This is a genomic window from Fundicoccus culcitae (genome assembly GCF_024661895.1).
Lineage (GTDB): Bacteria > Bacillota > Bacilli > Lactobacillales > Aerococcaceae > Fundicoccus_A > Fundicoccus_A culcitae.
The window spans coordinates 152133-169172 of the sequence record NZ_CP102453.1; the positions used below are offsets into that span (position 1 = coordinate 152133).

The 17040-nt window shown below is 34.3% G+C and carries 15 protein-coding genes; 14 read left to right on the forward strand and 1 reads right to left on the reverse strand.

Annotated elements, in window-relative coordinates; translation table 11 throughout:
* Positions 1-190: 190 nt before the first annotated feature.
* From NRE15_RS00765 to NRE15_RS00810, 10 genes are all read left to right on the forward strand, one after another.
* Positions 191-406 (forward strand): DNA-directed RNA polymerase subunit epsilon, encoded by a 216-nt coding sequence (locus NRE15_RS00765; RefSeq protein WP_313793736.1) that lies wholly within the window; start codon positions 191-193, stop codon positions 404-406.
* 1 nt (position 407) lies between these two features.
* Positions 408-2138 carry a ribonuclease J1 gene (rnjA, locus tag NRE15_RS00770; protein WP_313793737.1) on the forward strand — a complete coding sequence of 577 codons (1731 nt, stop codon included), beginning with the start codon at positions 408-410 and terminating at the stop codon, positions 2136-2138.
* A gap of 35 nt (positions 2139-2173) precedes the next feature.
* Entirely contained in the window at positions 2174-3238 is a 1065-nt protein-coding gene (locus tag NRE15_RS00775) for a M24 family metallopeptidase (protein WP_313793738.1), read from the forward strand.
* A gap of 17 nt (positions 3239-3255) precedes the next feature.
* On the forward strand, positions 3256-3675 hold the full coding sequence (locus NRE15_RS00780) for an Asp23/Gls24 family envelope stress response protein (RefSeq protein WP_313793739.1): 420 nt from the start codon (positions 3256-3258) through the stop codon (positions 3673-3675).
* A gap of 1 nt (position 3676) precedes the next feature.
* Positions 3677-4120 carry a transcription antitermination factor NusB gene (nusB, locus tag NRE15_RS00785; RefSeq protein WP_313793740.1) on the forward strand — a complete coding sequence of 148 codons (444 nt, stop codon included), beginning with the start codon at positions 3677-3679 and terminating at the stop codon, positions 4118-4120.
* Between the two features lie 310 nt (positions 4121-4430).
* A complete protein-coding gene (locus NRE15_RS00790; protein WP_313793741.1) occupies positions 4431-4733 on the forward strand; it encodes a lactococcin 972 family bacteriocin in 303 nt (100 codons plus the stop codon).
* Between the two features lie 105 nt (positions 4734-4838).
* Positions 4839-6953 (forward strand): DUF1430 domain-containing protein, encoded by a 2115-nt coding sequence (locus tag NRE15_RS00795; RefSeq protein ID WP_313793742.1) that lies wholly within the window; start codon positions 4839-4841, stop codon positions 6951-6953.
* 27 nt (positions 6954-6980) lie between these two features.
* Positions 6981-7631, forward strand: a complete 651-nt coding sequence (locus NRE15_RS00800) for an ABC transporter ATP-binding protein (protein WP_313793743.1) — start codon at positions 6981-6983, stop codon at positions 7629-7631.
* 456 nt (positions 7632-8087) lie between these two features.
* Complete coding sequence (locus tag NRE15_RS00805; protein ID WP_313793744.1) at positions 8088-9806, forward strand: ABC transporter ATP-binding protein; 1719 nt, start codon at positions 8088-8090, stop codon at positions 9804-9806.
* Positions 9806-11620, forward strand: coding sequence for an ABC transporter ATP-binding protein (locus NRE15_RS00810; protein ID WP_313793745.1), 1815 nt, complete (start codon positions 9806-9808; stop codon positions 11618-11620). The genes NRE15_RS00805 and NRE15_RS00810 overlap by 1 nt, the downstream gene beginning before the upstream one ends.
* A 128-nt stretch (positions 11621-11748) precedes the next feature.
* Here the strand turns inward: NRE15_RS00810 and NRE15_RS00815 are convergent, their stop codons facing one another.
* Complete coding sequence (locus tag NRE15_RS00815) at positions 11749-13749, reverse strand: KUP/HAK/KT family potassium transporter (protein WP_313793746.1); 2001 nt, start codon at positions 13747-13749, stop codon at positions 11749-11751.
* A 254-nt stretch (positions 13750-14003) separates the two neighbouring features.
* Here NRE15_RS00815 and NRE15_RS00820 point away from each other — a divergent pair, with 254 nt between their 5' ends.
* The 4 genes from NRE15_RS00820 to NRE15_RS00835 are packed head-to-tail and all read left to right on the forward strand — an operon-like array spanning position 14004 to position 17007.
* On the forward strand, positions 14004-14864 hold the full coding sequence (locus NRE15_RS00820; protein ID WP_313793747.1) for an NAD(P)H-hydrate dehydratase: 861 nt from the start codon (positions 14004-14006) through the stop codon (positions 14862-14864).
* Positions 14857-15537: a DNA alkylation repair protein gene (locus NRE15_RS00825; protein ID WP_313793748.1), complete on the forward strand. Its 681-nt coding sequence runs from the start codon at positions 14857-14859 to the stop codon at positions 15535-15537. Before NRE15_RS00820 ends, NRE15_RS00825 begins: the two co-directional genes overlap by 8 nt.
* 11 nt (positions 15538-15548) lie before the next feature.
* The gene (locus NRE15_RS00830; RefSeq protein WP_313793749.1) at positions 15549-16280 is read left to right on the forward strand and encodes a LytR/AlgR family response regulator transcription factor; all 732 of its coding nucleotides are present in this window, start codon (positions 15549-15551) and stop codon (positions 16278-16280) included.
* A complete protein-coding gene (locus NRE15_RS00835) occupies positions 16273-17007 on the forward strand; it encodes a sensor histidine kinase (RefSeq protein ID WP_313793750.1) in 735 nt (244 codons plus the stop codon). The genes NRE15_RS00830 and NRE15_RS00835 overlap by 8 nt, the downstream gene beginning before the upstream one ends.
* The last annotated feature ends 33 nt before the right edge of the window (positions 17008-17040 follow it).

Consider the following 17040-nt stretch of genomic DNA (forward strand, 5'->3'; position numbering starts at 1 on the left):
CACTATATATATACACGAAAAAATGCGAATTCCACTTTTTTATTTTAAAAAAAGTAAAAAAGATTTATTTGATGAATAAATAAACAGGGTGAACTATACTTGATTTAATGGATATGTTAAAATAGGTTAGTGTAGATTGTTGTTTATTCAGCAATATAATGAAAAATTATGAAAGGAAGTCAGAAAAATAATGATTTTTAAAATTATCTATCAAGAAAACCCCAATCAAGTTCCACTACGAGAAAATGCTAAAACGCTTTTTATGGAAGCTGAAAGTAAAGTAGAGGTTCGACAAAGACTCGCTGATAATACTCCATATAATATTCAGCATGTAGAAGAAATATCAGGAGCTTATTTAGAATATGAACAGCAAAATAATCCTGATTATCAATTAACGGAGTTTTAGTATGAGCGTTAACGTTAAAAATAATGAAGTTGGGGTATTTGCCTTAGGCGGGTTAGGTGAAATTGGGAAAAATATGTATGGAGTCCAATTTCAAGATGAAATTATCTTACTCGACTGTGGCGTACTGTTCCCGGAAGATGAACTCTTAGGCATTGATTATGTTATTCCGGATTTTCAATATATCTTACAAAACAAACACAAGGTGAAAGCATTAGTTATCAGTCATGGTCATGAAGATCACATCGGAGGCATCGCTTATTTATTAAAAGAATTAAATGTTCCAATCTACGCTGGGCAATTAGCGAGTGCTTTAATTAGAAACAAACTACAAGAAAAAAATTTATTACGTGATGCTCAAATTCATGAAATTAATGAAGATTCAGTGATACGTTTTAGAAAGACCAGTGTTGCCTTTTATCGAACAAACCATAGTATTCCAGAAGCTTATGGAATAGTCGTGAAAACACCTCCAGGAAATATTGTATTTACAGGCGATTTTAAATTTGACTTTACCCCAGTGGGTAAACCAGCTGATTTACATCGAATGGCTCAAATTGGTGCAGAAGGTGTCTTGCTTTTAATGGCAGATAGTACCAACGCTGAGATTCCTACCTTTACGCAATCTGAAACGGTAGTTGGCCAATCCATAAAAAATATTATTCAACAATTAGATGGCCGGGTTATCTTTGCTACGTTTGCATCCAACGTATCACGGCTACAACAAGTAGTTGAGGTCGCTAAAGAAACTGGACGTCATATTGCAGCCTTTGGTCGTAGTATGGAAGGTGCGATTAAGATTGGTTTAGAATTGGGCTATATTAAAGATGATGCGGATGTCTTCATTGACAATAGAGAAATTAATAATTATCCTGCTGAGAAAATGATTTTGCTTGTGACAGGTTCACAAGGAGAACCAATGGCGGCTTTAAGTCGAATCGCAAATGGGACACATCGACAAATTACCATCCAACCAGAAGATACGGTTATTTTCTCGAGTTCACCCATCCCAGGTAATACAACCAGTGTCAATCGTCTCATCAATCAATTAATGGAATTAGGAGCCGAAGTTGTTTATGGTAAAGTTAATAACATTCATACGTCGGGACATGGTGGTCAATTAGAACAATTGATGATGTTACGCCTAATGAAACCTAAATATTTTATGCCTGTACATGGACAATATCGGATGCAAAGTATTCATGCAGAATTAGCGCAAAGAACGGGAATTCCTAAAGAAAATTGTTTTATCATGTCAAACGGTGATTTGTTAGCTGTTACTGAGGATACGGCTCGGATAGCGGGTCATTTTCAAGCACAAGATATTTACGTGGATGGTAGTGGTATAGGCGATATTGGTAATATCGTTTTAAGAGATCGTAAAAGCTTATCAGAAGATGGTCTTGTTATTGTTACGGCAACGATTGATTATCAAGATAAAGCGATTATCTCAGGACCGGATATCATGTCACGTGGCTTTATTTATATGCGTGAGTCAGGTGATTTAATTAGTGAAATACAGCAACAAATTAAAGCAGCAATTAATCGTGGACTTAACGAAAATGGTAATCATGTTAATGAACGTTTAATCCGTGAAATAATTATCGATACGATAAAACCACTCATTTATGAACGGACACAACGTACCCCAATGATTTTACCGGTGTTATTAGATATCAATAAAGGTGTACGTAATCGGAAAAAGAAAACGAATAAAACAAATGTTGATGCTTAGTTAAAAAACGTGTATGTTAGAAAGTTGGAGATAGATTGAATAAGCGAATTGAAAAGTTAAGAAATGTCTTTGAAGAAAATAATATCGATGCGATGCTAGTAACGAATTCGAAAAATTTACGCTATTTAGCTAGATTTACCGGGAGTGCCGGCGCTGCTTTAATTACAAAAAATGAGGCTTTTTTTATTACGGATTTCCGTTATCGAACACAAGCCACTAATCAAGCGGTTGGCTTTAAGATTGTGATTCATAAAGAGGGTATCTTTAAAGAGGTTCAGCAATTATTGGAGCAACATTCAATTAATCGAATTGGGATTGAAGCGCAAGATATGATTGTTTCAAGTTACTTAGATATACAAAAATTATTTAAGGCTTCAATTGTTCCAACGCAAGGTGTTATTGAAAAGATTCGTGAAATCAAAGAAGAAGATGAGTTAGCCATTATTAAAGAAGCGTGTAAAATAACCGATGAATCATTTGATCATATTTTAACGTTTATTAAACCAGGCATGACCGAGATTGCGGTTGCCAATGAGCTAGAACGTTTTTTGAAGGATAAAGGTGCCTCTGCCATGTCATTTGATACGATTATTGCTTCAGGTGTCCGTTCAGCGATGCCGCATGGTGTGGCAAGTGATAAAGTAATCGAAGAAGGTGATATCATCACACTTGATTATGGTTGTTATTATAAAGGCTATAGTTCAGATATGACGCGGACCATTGCTGTAGGAAGTATTGATCCAAAACTGGAAGAAATATATCACATTGTTTTAGAAGCCCATGAACGTGTTAATCAAGGCGCCAAAGCAGGTATGACTGGAAAAGAAGTCGATGCTTTAGCCAGAGATTATATAACTGAGAAAGGTTATGGTGATTATTTTGGTCATAGCACTGGTCATGGACTAGGTCTTGATGTCCATGAATTGCCAGCTGTATCCTTCAAGAACGAAAATCCACTTCAAGAAAACATGGTTATTACCAATGAGCCAGGTATCTATATTGAAGGTCTTGGTGGCGTACGTATTGAAAATGACTTAATTGTTCATGCTGATTCAGTTGAACAATTGAATCATAGTCCAAAACATTTAATTATAATTTAAAAATAGGGAGGATTATTATGCCTAAGTCTAACACAACTCCATTTGAGATGGATCAAAATCCAGCTGGAGAAATTAACATTACCCTAAGCGTCTTAGAAACAATTGCTGCCAAAGCGGCTTCTGAAGTGGAAGGTGTCAATAAAATGCACTCATCCTTTCAAAAAGAAGTGGGGGGTTTCTTTGGTATGGACCGTGAACGTATGGGAGCAACGGTAAAAAGAGATGGCAACAATTTATCGATTGATGTTCAGATTCATTTACAATATGGCTATTCAGTACCAGATGTTGCATTTAAAGTACAAGAACGTGTTAAAGAACAAATTCTCTTCATGACCGATTTAGTTGTTCAAGAAGTCAACGTTCATGTTGTGTCCATCGATACGAATCCTAATCGTGAAACAGCCTATTTAAACTTAGATGATGAATTAGGTGAGTAATTTGACAAAAGCTGATCCTAGTAAATTGAGACAAGCCCGCATCTTAGCGGTTCAAACTTTGTTTCAATTTGTAGCGCCATCTGATGAACTTACCAAAGATGAAGCCATTGAATTTGCTCTTCTAGCAGGAAATGATCCCGAAAAAGGCTATGATTCAATTCCAGATGATTATTTTTACGAATTAGTGGATGGTGTTATCGCGAATCAACCACAAATAGATGAAGCTATCTCAAAATATTTAACTAACTGGAATTTTGATCGTGTAACAGCTTTAGATTTAACGATCTTGCGACTGGCTTTTTATGAAATTCAATTTAAAGAAAATCCCGTGCCGATAAAAGTTGCGATTAATGAAGCCATTGAAGTCTCAAAAGTATTCAGTGACGACAAATCACGCCGTTTTATCAGTGGGATTTTAGGTAAATTAAGCCAATCGGTCGATTAAAAGTATATATCGCAAACATTATATCGATATTTTCAATTTCTATCTTGAAACTTGATTATACTTTTTTATAAAAACTGTAATAAATAAAGCAGATACAGTCCTATTCTAATGGGATTCTATCTGCTTTTTTTGGTTAATTTACAAATAGCTTAAAATGATTCATGTTTTAGAGCTTGACAAACCGTTTTTTTTTTTTATAATAAGCATGAAATCGATTTCAATGCATTGTCGCTTGTTTTTCTAACTCTAGTCTAAAGCCTATTACTAATTGTCGGTTTTACAATTAGTATATTTTATAAGGAAATTGATTATGAATAAAATCAAACATTTTACTATTTCAATGTTATTAATAGTAAGTATTGTTTTTACTGGCACAGCACTAGCAGCAACTGTTTATCCTCCTGAAGGTGGTAAATGGAATTATGGCGTAGGATGGAATGGTACTTTTGGGTATTCTGATTATTTGCAAAGTAGTCGTAGACATTCATCAACTGTAAAAGATAATGAAACGGGAGAAAGCAACAAATCAATTGCTGGAGCTGGAGTTTGGTCACAAGCTAAATTAAGTAAATTCCCTCCAACTGGTCTAAGTTATTTCTATAACATTGAATAATACATCACTAGACTTAAAAGAAGCTCACTTTTGCTTCTTTTAAGTCTTTAATCGTGTAAAAAGTATTAATTTTCAAATTCATCTTTGAAAGTGAGGTTGCTAATATTGAAAACGATAATCAAAGCAATTTTTGTTTTATTACTTGTGGTACCAACATTAATGCTAATGAATCTATTTCAAACGAATGATTATGAACGATTGCAAACTATTGAACAGACTGAATTTTCGGAGAATTTTTATTTAACAGATGCAAGTCAAACAATCGATGAAGTATTGAATGAATTTGCTGAACTCAGCGAGATAAATACAGTTAATATTTTTAAAACGGATAGTTCTGATGGAGCTATAGTTAAATCCGTTATGTATAATGAGCAGAGTTTTCCGACTGAAAATTTCGGTATTCCAACGGAAACTTTATTTGAAAATACAAGTGATGTATATACCAGTTTTGCTGAGGATAGGAATAATATGATTCCAGTATTCTCTAGTCGAAATAAGATCATTCTTCAAACATTAGAGAACAACTACTTAGATACTAGTAAATCAGTCAATGGAATCTATACAGTTGTTGCTAACAATAATGAAGATTTAGATCAAACAATGGATAGCTTAAGTGAGTTTTTTGCTATAGATAAATCACAGCTAACTAGCCCACCTTTTAAGGGTAAAGTAGGATATATCAATATAAATCTTATACTTATGGTGGTTGTTTTTTGTCTAGCATTTTTAATTTTATTGTTATTTATTACTTACTATCCTATAAAAGAAATAAAAGCAATTGGTGTAATGAAATTGCACGGTTATAGTTCACACAAGATAATTTTTCAACTCATTAAAGAACCACTATTGATTGGTCTTGTAGCTTGTATCATACTATCAGTTGTTATTTTTTCTACAATCAATTATATTCCAGAAAAATTTGTTCTAGCTTTATTATTAACATATTTTTTAGTTTTTCAATTATTTTTATTACTAAATTTAGCAGGTTACTTCCTCATTAGAAATGTGACAATTTCTAGTATGTTAAACGGCTTTTCTAATTTCAAAAGTGGTGTCATTTTAAGCTATATGATTAAAATTGGTCTTGTTGCTATCATTACCCTTATTTTTATTAATCTTTCATTAACTTTTGATGCAGTTAAAGAACAGTCTGATTATGTTGCCAATTGGGAAAAAGAAGGGGATTTTTTAACTGTAGAAAATTATCGTTTGGATGGGGATAGTGCTCAAAATGAGTTATTGAGTGACGATGCCTTTGACGCTGTTTTTTATGATCTATTCGTAAGACTTGAAGAAGAAACAAATGCCTATTATGTGCATGGCTTAGAGATTAATCCTATTCAAAACTTTTCTGCTTTAGAATCATATTCTTCTTTTACCACAACGGATAGCTATAATGTTATGCTCGTTAATCATCATTATTTAGATTCAATTAATATGAGCTATCCAGAGCTCGATTCGAATATACATCAGTTTTTAATACCCGAAAATCTAAGGAATGAAGACGAGAAAATACGATTATTATGTCAAAGTTTAGTTTACTATTTTTCGTCTTCCAATCAAGTTGAAGACATGATTATTTCTGAAATTCCTGTTCAATTATTCTATTATCAATCAGATTATCAAGTTTTTCCTTTCAATTCAATGTTATCTGAAGCTTTTGAAAACCCTATTTTCTCAATAGTTAATCTAGATAATATAAGGGATTTTGACAAAGCGATATTAGCAAATACTGGAGAAAACAATCCTATTAAAATCAATAATACTCTCGAGAACAGATTAATTTCTGAAAACATTTTTGCAGATATATATAACGAACATGATGTAATGATTAATTTATCATCATTAAACGTGATTACGCAGGCGATGAGAGACTCATTCATTACGGGGATGAATTATTACATTATCATTATTGTCATATTAATTGTTTTGAACCTGTTTTCATCTGCCTTTTTATTTGCAACAATTATTCAAAGTGTAAAAAAAGAACTAGCTGTTAAGAAATTTTTAGGAATAAAAGTGCTGGATCGATATAAATGGCCTTTATTGAGTTATGTATTGCTTTATTTGATTCAGATGTTAATGATGCTGATATTGAGTCACTCTGTTTGGATTTTACTTGCAGTCCTTTTATCAATAGCTATTGATTTTCTAGTCGTACTAGTTTTCATCCACTATTTAGAGCAAAAAAGTTTAGTGTTAGCTCTGAAAGAACAATAACTGAATAGGATTGAGAGGGGAATACAAATGATTGAATTAAAGAATATCAATAAAGCGTTTGGTTCAAAAGCAATTTTAGTTAATGTAAATTTGAATATAGAAAGTGGAGAAATGATCGCTTTAATTGGACAAAGTGGATCAGGGAAATCAACACTATTAAATATCATTGGCTTAATCGAACCGTTTGATTCAGGCGAACTTATCTTTAATGGCATTAAAAATATCAAAGTTAATTCATCGAAATCTCAAGCAATCATTAGGGACCATATTAGTTATCTGTTTCAAAATTATGCTCTGGTCGATAATGAGACCGTGTATTATAATTTAGAATTAGCTTTGAAATACGCCAAAAAATCAAAGAACGAAAAGAATAGCATTATTTCAAATATATTAATGAAAGTAGGATTAGCAGATACTGAAAATAAAAAGATTTACGAATTATCTGGTGGTGAACAACAAAGAATTGCGATTGCTAGAGCGTTTATCAAACCTAGCGATTTAGTTTTAGCTGATGAGCCAACTGGATCTCTTGACGCTGAAAATCGAGATAATGTTTTAAAACTAATTATTGAATTAAACAAAAGTGGTAAAACTGTAATCATCGTCACCCACGATAATTATGTAGCTCAAGCCTGTTCAAGGATTGTGGATATCCATTCTATTCAAACCATAAAATAGTAAAACAGTGCTGGTCAGTTATCTATTAACATGTGTTCGAAAAAATTCTCCCCCTTAAAGCGTGTCAAAGACATAGCGATAATTAGGGGGAGATAAAACGTGTTTAGGTCAATTCTTTATTTTAACAGAGCTAAAAATAGGCTTTCACTTATAATTGGTCTTGTTTGCAACTATCCTAAGTTAATTTGACAATCATTTATTCTTAGCCTACAATATTAATTGGTGTAAATGTTGGTTCGTGTATTAAGTGATAAGTTTCGTGCCTTTGTGTAGCTTGGGGCGTTTCAAGCTTTTTGCTTATGGAACAACTCAATATGCTATTTATAGCAAATGAATTCTAGAGAATTTTATCAGTTTTTTAGCTGTTAAAAAACTCTTTTTTATTTGCTTCAATACTATTTTTGGCTCAAGAGATAGTTAATTGAAAGAAACAAAACGGAAGAAAGAAGGGACTTTATGTTAAGAATATGGAAATTGATGGATAAAAAAAATCTTATCAAAATATTCCTGCTAATTTTATTTGAAGCAACGATGTTCATGCTACTACCCACACTCGCTTCAGATATATTAAATTATAGTGTGGTGGATGGTAACCCTCAGACTGTTTGGCTGATTGGGATTATTATGCTTATCCTAAATGTACTTGCTTTAGTCTTAGCCTTTATTAGTGTTAAAATGAGTGCTAAAGAATCACAAGGCTTAGGTCATAAATTGCGGATGGATATGTTTGAAAGAATCATGGCGTTCTCACAAGAGGATATGGCAAAATTTGGGACGTCAACCTTAATCACACGGACTACCAATGATGTGATGCAAATACAATTAGTCACGCAAATGATTATTCGATTAATTATTTTATCGCCTGTCATCATGATAGTATCGGTATTTTTTGCCTATCAAAGAGAATCACAACTGGCTTGGGTTTTCGCAATTACTCTACCCTTAATCCTAATCGTTGTAGGTATTATCCTCTACTTTGCTAGTCCTATCTTCCGTTCAATACAAAAGAAAACCGACCGTTTAAATAAAGTTTTTCGTGAAGGATTGACTGGGATTCGTGTTATTCGAGCATTCAATACGACTGAATATGAAGAGCAACGTTTTGACGATGCCAATATCGATTTTCGAAACGCATCGATTAAAGCCAATTCAATTATGGCCTTTATGTTGCCGGGAATGTTGCTAGTAATGGCTGTTTCCAATTCACTCATATTTTTAAATGGTGCTAATTTAATTAGTGTTGGCGAGATGGAAGTTGGGAATTTGATTGCTTTTGTTCAATATGGTGTTCAAATTTTGAACAGTGTGTTACAAGTAGCCTTTTTACTCTTTTTCTTACCTAGAGCCCAAGTTTCCGCTGAACGTATTTTAGAAGTGATTGATACTGAACCTTCGATAGAAGATTTAACCAAAGAAGTGGATGTTTTAGACGATAAAGAAGTTACCTTAGCCTTTGAACATGTCGATTTTGGCTTTCCAGGAGCTGAACGTCCAGCCATCGAAGACATTAATTTCTCAGCTTCTAAAGGCGAAACGATTGCGATTATCGGAGGAACAGGTTCAGGGAAAACAACTATTGCCAACCTCATTCCCCGTCTATATGAGGCCAGTAAAGGGAAAGTTCGTGTCAATGGTGTCAATGTAAAAAACGTCCGTCAAGAAGAGTTACGTTCTAAAATAGGTTTTGCCCCTCAAAAAGCTTTATTATTTTCAGGTACAATTCGTTCAAATATGCAATATGGTAAAAATGATGCCACTGATGCAGAAATCTGGAAAGCCTTAGAAATTGCACAAGCTGATTTTGTTAAAGAACTCGATGATCTCTTAGATGCAAAAGTTGACCAAGGTGGGGTTAATTTCTCAGGTGGACAACGACAACGACTAAGTATTGCACGAACGATTATTAGTCAACCAGACATATTTGTTTTTGATGATACATTCTCAGCACTGGACTTTAAGACGGATGCCAATCTTAGAAAAGCCCTAAAGCCTATCACGCGTGATGCAATCACTATTATCATTGCTCAAAGAGTCAATACCGTCATTGATGCCGATCGCATTTTAGTATTAGAAAATGGAAAAATTGTTGGTGAAGGTACCCATCAATCATTATTGGCAGAAAATGCGGTTTATCAAGATATTGTCGCATCACAAATGAAAGGAGAGAATAGATAATGGCTGAAAATCAACAAACTTCGTCGCCAAGAAGGGCTAAACCTAGAAATTTTTGGAAAACCATTCGTAGATTAGTAAAATATATGTCTAGCTTGGCTTGGTGGATGTTATTAGTTATTATATTAGCCTCTGTTTCAGCGGTATTACGAGCTCAATTACCAAGAATCATGGGTGACATCACCTCCATTATTTTTGATGGCGTTAGCCAGGGTTGGCAAGGCAATGGTGATGGTTATTATCCAATCGATTTTGAAGCCGTAACGCGAACTGTCCTGATCTTAGCGAGTTATTACGTAGCTGCTTCTATATTTAGATATTTCCAACAATTTATTACGGCTAGAATATCACAACATACCGTTTACCGATTAAGAAGAGATATTAAAGCTAAGATGGGTCGTTTACCAATATCATATTTTGATTCAAATTCGTATGGGGATATCTTGTCAAGAGCCATTAACGATATGGACCAAGTGGCAGGTTCCTTAGGTCAATCGTTAACTCAGTTAACCACCAGTACGGTTTCAATTATTGCGATCTTTTTTACTATGTTATATTTAAGTGGTTCTCTCGCTTTTATCGTTTTATTAATGGTTCCTTTGAATATTATTGTGATTCGTTGGGCTGCTCCTAAAGCTCAAAATCAATTTAATATTCGTCAACAAAATTTAGGGAAATTAAATGACTTTATCGAAGAAAAATATTCAGGACAAACGGTCGTTAAAATTTATAACCAAGAAAAATTTGAAGCCGGCGAATTTAGTAAACGTAGTGAAGAACTAAACGAAGCTTCATGGAAAGCAGAGTATTATTCGGGTTTGATGAATCCATTAGTTGGAACCGTTAAAGATATGATTTATGCTTTAATTGCTCTTTTTGGTGGGTTAGGTATTATCAATGGAACAACAGATATTGGGGTTGTTCAATCATTCTTGCAATATACGAATCAATTCAGTATGCCGTTTCGTGAATTAGCTAACTTAGCGAATACAATTCAAATGACAGTGGCTGCCACTGAAAGAGTCTTTGAAGTATTAGATGAAAAAGAAATGGAAAATCCTTCTGGCTTACCCGATAAAGAAGATAGTCCATATAAAGTCGAGTTTGAACATGTACAATTTGGATATAGCAAGGATAAATTATTAATGACTGACTTTAATTTACAAGTTAAAGAAGGCGAAATGATTGCTATTGTTGGTCCAACAGGTGCAGGTAAAACAACCTTGATTAATTTGTTAGAACGTTTTTATGACGTATCAGGCGGTGCCATTCGTTATGAAGGACGCGATATTCGTAATATGAGTCGTGAATCATTAAGAAGTAAGTTTTCCATGGTCTTACAAGATACCTGGTTATTTAATGGTACCATTTGGGAAAATCTAAAATATGGTGCGCAGGCAAATATATCGGATGAAGACATATTAAAAGCGGCTAAAGCAGCCCATGTTGATGATTTTGTTCGATCTTTACCAGAAGGCTATCAAACAATGTTAACTGAAGATGGGACAAACTTATCGCAAGGACAAAGACAGCTAATAACCATTGCTAGAGCTTTTCTGCAAGATCCAGATGTATTAATTTTAGATGAAGCTACTTCAAGCGTGGATACACGAACGGAAGTTTTAATTCAACGCGCAATGAATCGTTTATTAGAAGGCCGGACGAGTTTTGTCGTAGCCCACCGCTTGTCAACCATACGTGATGCCTCTAACATTGTTGTCATGAATCATGGTGATGTCATCGAATCAGGCAATCATGATGCGTTAATGGAACAAGATGGTTTTTATGCTCAATTATATAATGCCCAATTTGCCTAAGTAGTGTAAATTTAAAATAAATTCAAAAATCCGAACGTTCAATGATAGCGTTAAAGGACGAGGCTCAAGCCCGTTCTACTATCATTGAACGTTCGGATTTTTTACTTGCATTTTAGTGTAAATGTATCTTAAACATGTTCTCTTTCAACTAAATGTGTTTTACGTACTTCACCAATATATAACGGGATTGTTTCATATTGTACTTCACTGTATTCTAAACCAAACCAATGATCCAATGAAAGGGTATGACGCTTAATGAACAACTTAATTTGCATCACTTGTTTGTCGAGTTTAGAAAGAACCGTTGTTTGTGACAATGATTCTTGAATAATAACAAATTGGAAATCGCCCACTTGACGGTTAGGTGTTATAGAGTAACGTTGCGGTTGCTTAGGAATCCGTCCTTCTTTCATTAAATCATGGATAATTTGACGAATATAGATATTGACTTCTTGAGGAACTCTAAAACCAAGGTAAAATTTGACCATGACAATATAATCCGTCCCGAGCGTATCGACTTCAAATTCTTGCGTATAAGGGGTATCAGTCACCTCGACGTTAACAAACCAATAGACTTTTGCCTTTTTTGGACTTTTATCCAAAATAGAATAAATAAATTGACGACCAATCAAATTATTTTCTATACTTGGCACAAGAAAAACAATGTTGGTTTGTGTTAATGGTAGCGAATCATCGTCATGTAAAGCATCAATTTGATCAAGATACTCACGTATATCGACATTGACGGCAGCTTTTTCTTTTATTTCATTACCTTTTTGCCAAATGACCATAATGAACAAAATAATTAAAGCCATTAAGACCGCTACAAAGCCACCGTGGAAAAATTTAACGATACTCGTTAAGAAAAAGACACTTTCAACAACAGCAAAAAATAAGGTTAAAACATGCGCGAAGATTTTTGAATAACCCTTTTGAATGAGGTATTCATGCAATAACAAAGTCGTCATTAGCATCGTGACCGTAATAGCTAAACCATAAGCAGCTTCCATGTTACTTGATGTTCTAAAAGTAATAACAATCATTGAACACACAATCCATAAAATAAAATTCACAACCGGAATATACATTTGTCCAATACTTGAACCCGGGTATAAAATATGCAACCGTGGTAACAATTTTAATTTAATCGCTTCGGAAACTAAGGTAAATGATCCGGATAATAAGGCTTGTGAGGCAATAATGGCTGCAACAGTGGTAAAAATAACACCAGCTAACATCCAACTATCAGGCAACATATTAAAGAAGGGGTTTAATTGTTCGACCTTTAAATAATTAACATCATCTTTAACACGGAGGATCCATGCTGCTTGACCTAAATAATTTAGGGTCAAACAAATTTTTATATATGGCCAACTAAAACGAATATTTTGTTTGCCAACATGCCCCATGTCTGAATAGAGTGCTTCCGCACCCGTTGTTGCTAAAAAAACATTCCCTAAAATAAATATCCCTAAATGATTTTCGGCACTAAATAAGATTTTAAAGGCATACACAGGATTTAAAGCGCGAATAACCGACAAATCTTGACTGAAATTCAACAAACCAGCGACAGCTAAGAAAGTAAACCAAATTAGCATGATTGGACCGAAAGCCTTACCGACTTTTTCTGTACCAAAGCGTTGTATGGAAAATAAAATTAGCAAAATAAGTAATGTAATGATAATAATCGTGTTTTGGTTGTTTCCAAATCGCTGATAAAATGACGGAATATCTCTTAGTCCTTCAACAGCTGTCGTAACCGTAACCGCTGGTGTTAAAACACCATCGGCTAATAGGGCTGAACCACCAACCATAGCAGGAATAATTAAATACTTTGAACCTTTTCGTACCAAAGTATATAAAGAGAATATCCCTCCCTCGCCATGATTATCCGCATTTAAAGCAATAACAACATATTTTATTGTGGTTAATAACGTTAAAGTCCAAAAAATAAGTGAAACAGCCCCTAAGATAAAATCAGTTGAGACGGAGGCTAAACCACCATTTCCTGCAATAATCGCCTTCATAACATATAAAGGACTTGTACCAATATCTCCATAAACTACGCCCATCGCAACTAATAAACCACCTAATGATAATTGATTATGTCTTTGTTCATTCTTTTCCATTTTATCCTCCATTAATTAAATGAACTATTGTAAAATAGGTGATAAATATTTCCTTTATCGCGAATTTAGCAACAGAATGATTATGAACCTTTTTTTAAAAGAATCAAGTAGGTTATCCTCAATAAAACGCTTTATTTAAAAATAAATATCTCTATTTTCCATTAGCTCAATTTATTGATACAATGAAGGTATGAGAGAGTGGGTCATGTTAATTGCTAGAAACTGTTTGAATTTATACGAAAGGCGTTTTATATATGGAATCTATCACTGTTGATTATGTAAAAAGATATTTACCAGTCAGAACAAGCGATGCACATAAGGGAAATTTTGGACGCGTTTTATGTATTGGTGGCAATGCTCAAATGGGTGGAGCCATTATTCTGACTTCATCAGCTGCCTTATATTCTGGCGCTGGTTTAATTACTGTGGCAACGGATCCAGTTAATCGAAGTAGTTTGCATGCTAGAACACCAGAAGTCATGTTCAGTGAGATGTATGATTATAGTCTACTAAAAAAGATGATACCCAAGATGGATGTAGTAGTGATTGGACCCGGTTTAGGCAGAGATCAAGTAGCAATGTCAGTCTTTAAAAATGTGATTAATTCAATCGGAAGCGATCAACCTTTGATTATAGATGCGGATGCTATTTATTTATTTGGTCAGTACTTAAATACTTATCCAGCTAATAAACATAAAAAAATAATACTAACCCCACATTTAGGTGAATGGGAAAATTTAAGTGGTCTGAATGCGCAAACGGAAAATCCCGACCTAAATCGTCAAAAAGTGGATCAATTAGGAGTGACCCTTGTTCTTAAAAAAGCGCGAACTGAAATATACTATCAAGATAGTCAATGGAAAAATACTAGCGGGAATCCTTCAATGGCAACCGGTGGAATGGGGGACACTTTGGCAGGTATGATAGCAGGCTTTTTAGGACAATATGCTGATGCAAAAATAGGCATTAATAGTGCGGTGTTTTTGCATAGTTACATTGCAGATCAATTGGCAAAGACCCATTATGTCACTTTACCTAGTCAAATTATTAAAGCCATTCCATCCATGATGCAAAGGCTAAGCACTGACAATAGGGAGGATGCTGTGGATGCTTAACGAGATTTTTGATATCTTGCCAAGAGCAGCAAATCAAGACAACAAAATGGCGATGGAAAAATATATGCGCAATCAATTTGAATTTTTGGGTATAAAAACGCCTGAAAGACGACACATAACCCAACCCTTTTTTAAAGAAGCTAAACAGACTGCTAAATCAACCGTTGTAAAAGCAGATGTCATTAAATGGAAATTTGTCGATAATTGTTGGAAAAGGTCTGAACGCGAATATCAGATGGTTGCTATCGATTATTTGAATTCGTTAAAAGAGTATTTGTCTATAGAGGATTTAAATAAATTGTTGACGTTAATAACCACTAAATCATGGTGGGATTCAGTAGATTCGTTAGCCAAAATTGTCGGATCGATTTTTATAAACAAAGAAGCTAATCATGACATCATGCTTGATTGGAGTACAAATGATAATTTATGGATAAGAAGAACAGCTATTTTACATCAATTAGGTTATAAAGAAAGGACACAAACAGATGTTTTAGCGGTTATTCTAACGAACAACTTTGGAAGCAATGAGTTTTTCATTAATAAAGCGATTGGATGGGCTCTAAGAGATTACGCCAAGTCCAACCCCACTTGGGTAATGTCTTTTCTTGAAAGCAATCAAAAACAAATGAGTACTTTAAGTTGGCGCGAGGCGACCAAACATCTCAATTAAGGAGGGAACCCATGACAGAACACTTAAAAGTCGTTATTGTTGATGATGAACAAAGGCAATTGGATCACATGCAAAACCTCTTGAATCAAAGCGCCAAACAATTAAAGATAACGATTGACATCGATCAATATACCAGTGGTGAAGCCTTTCTGTTTGCTCTGGAAGATCATTTAGATTGGCAAATAGCCTTTTTAGACATTGAAATGAAAGCCGTAAATGGTATGGAAGTTGCTAAAATTATTCGTGAAAAAGCCCCTCAATTAGCCTTAGTATTTGCAACAGGTTATGCAGAGTATGCCATTGAAGGCTATGAAGTCCAAGCATTGGCTTATTTATTGAAACCAATAAAAGTCGAAAAAGTCCAAGTTGTGATTGAACGTTTTCTCGCCATCCAACCCGAAGAAGAACCTTCCATCATCATTGAATCACAAGGCAAGCATGTTCGCCTCTTACTTAATCAAATCGTTTATGTCGAAGCGAACCAACGTGAATTATCCATAATAACAAACGAAGAAAGCTACTCAATTAAGCAAAGTTTGACTGAATTTTCAAAGTCACTCGATCATCGGTTTATCCAGACACATCGATCATATATCGTAAATTTACAATACGTGAACCAAATACTTACACAAGATATCACATTAACCAATGGAATGTGTATTCCCTTGTCAAGAAGGAAAGCCAAAACAGTACAAAAAGCATTTATTGATTACTATAAAGGGTCGGTGTTTTATAATGGATAATCTTATCTTAATTATTATTTTAGCCCTTATCATTATTAGTGGACTTATTGGAATTATTCTTCATCAAAAGAAAGAAATAGCCTTCCACAAATTACAGCAAACAGAGTTGGATCAATACGCCACTGAAGTTGAATTAGTATACAGCCAATTACGTGGTATTCGTCATGATTACCGCAATCATTTACAAGTTATGGATGTCTTTGTTGAATCTGAGCAATTTGATTTATTAAGAGACTATATTTCACAACTTAATAATGAGTTAAATCAAGTTGATACCATTATTCGAACGGGCAATACGCTGATTGATGCTTTAGTCAATACCAAATTATCGATTGCTAAAAATAATGGGATTACGCTAGATGCTACCGCAATTGCACCGCAGCATCTACCAATTCAAAACGTTGATTTAGCGGTTATTATTGGTAATGTTCTATCCAATGCTATCGAAGCAACTACACGGCAACTTAAAAAAAATAGTGAATCTCAACCTTTTATCAGGTTTTATTTGGCTCCCATGCAAAAAAATCTTTATATTAGTGTCAGTAATACGATGGATAAAAACCCTCAAAACAACTTCATGTCTCTCAAAGCTCCAAACCGACAAGGATATGGTATTCGCCGTATCGACCAAACAGTGAATAAATACCAAGGACATGTCAATCGCCAATGGGAAGAGGGGATTTTTGTCACAGAAATAACCATCCCTTTAATTGATAACCCTGAATAAAACCTCTGTTGTTAAAGTAGATGCAACAGAGGT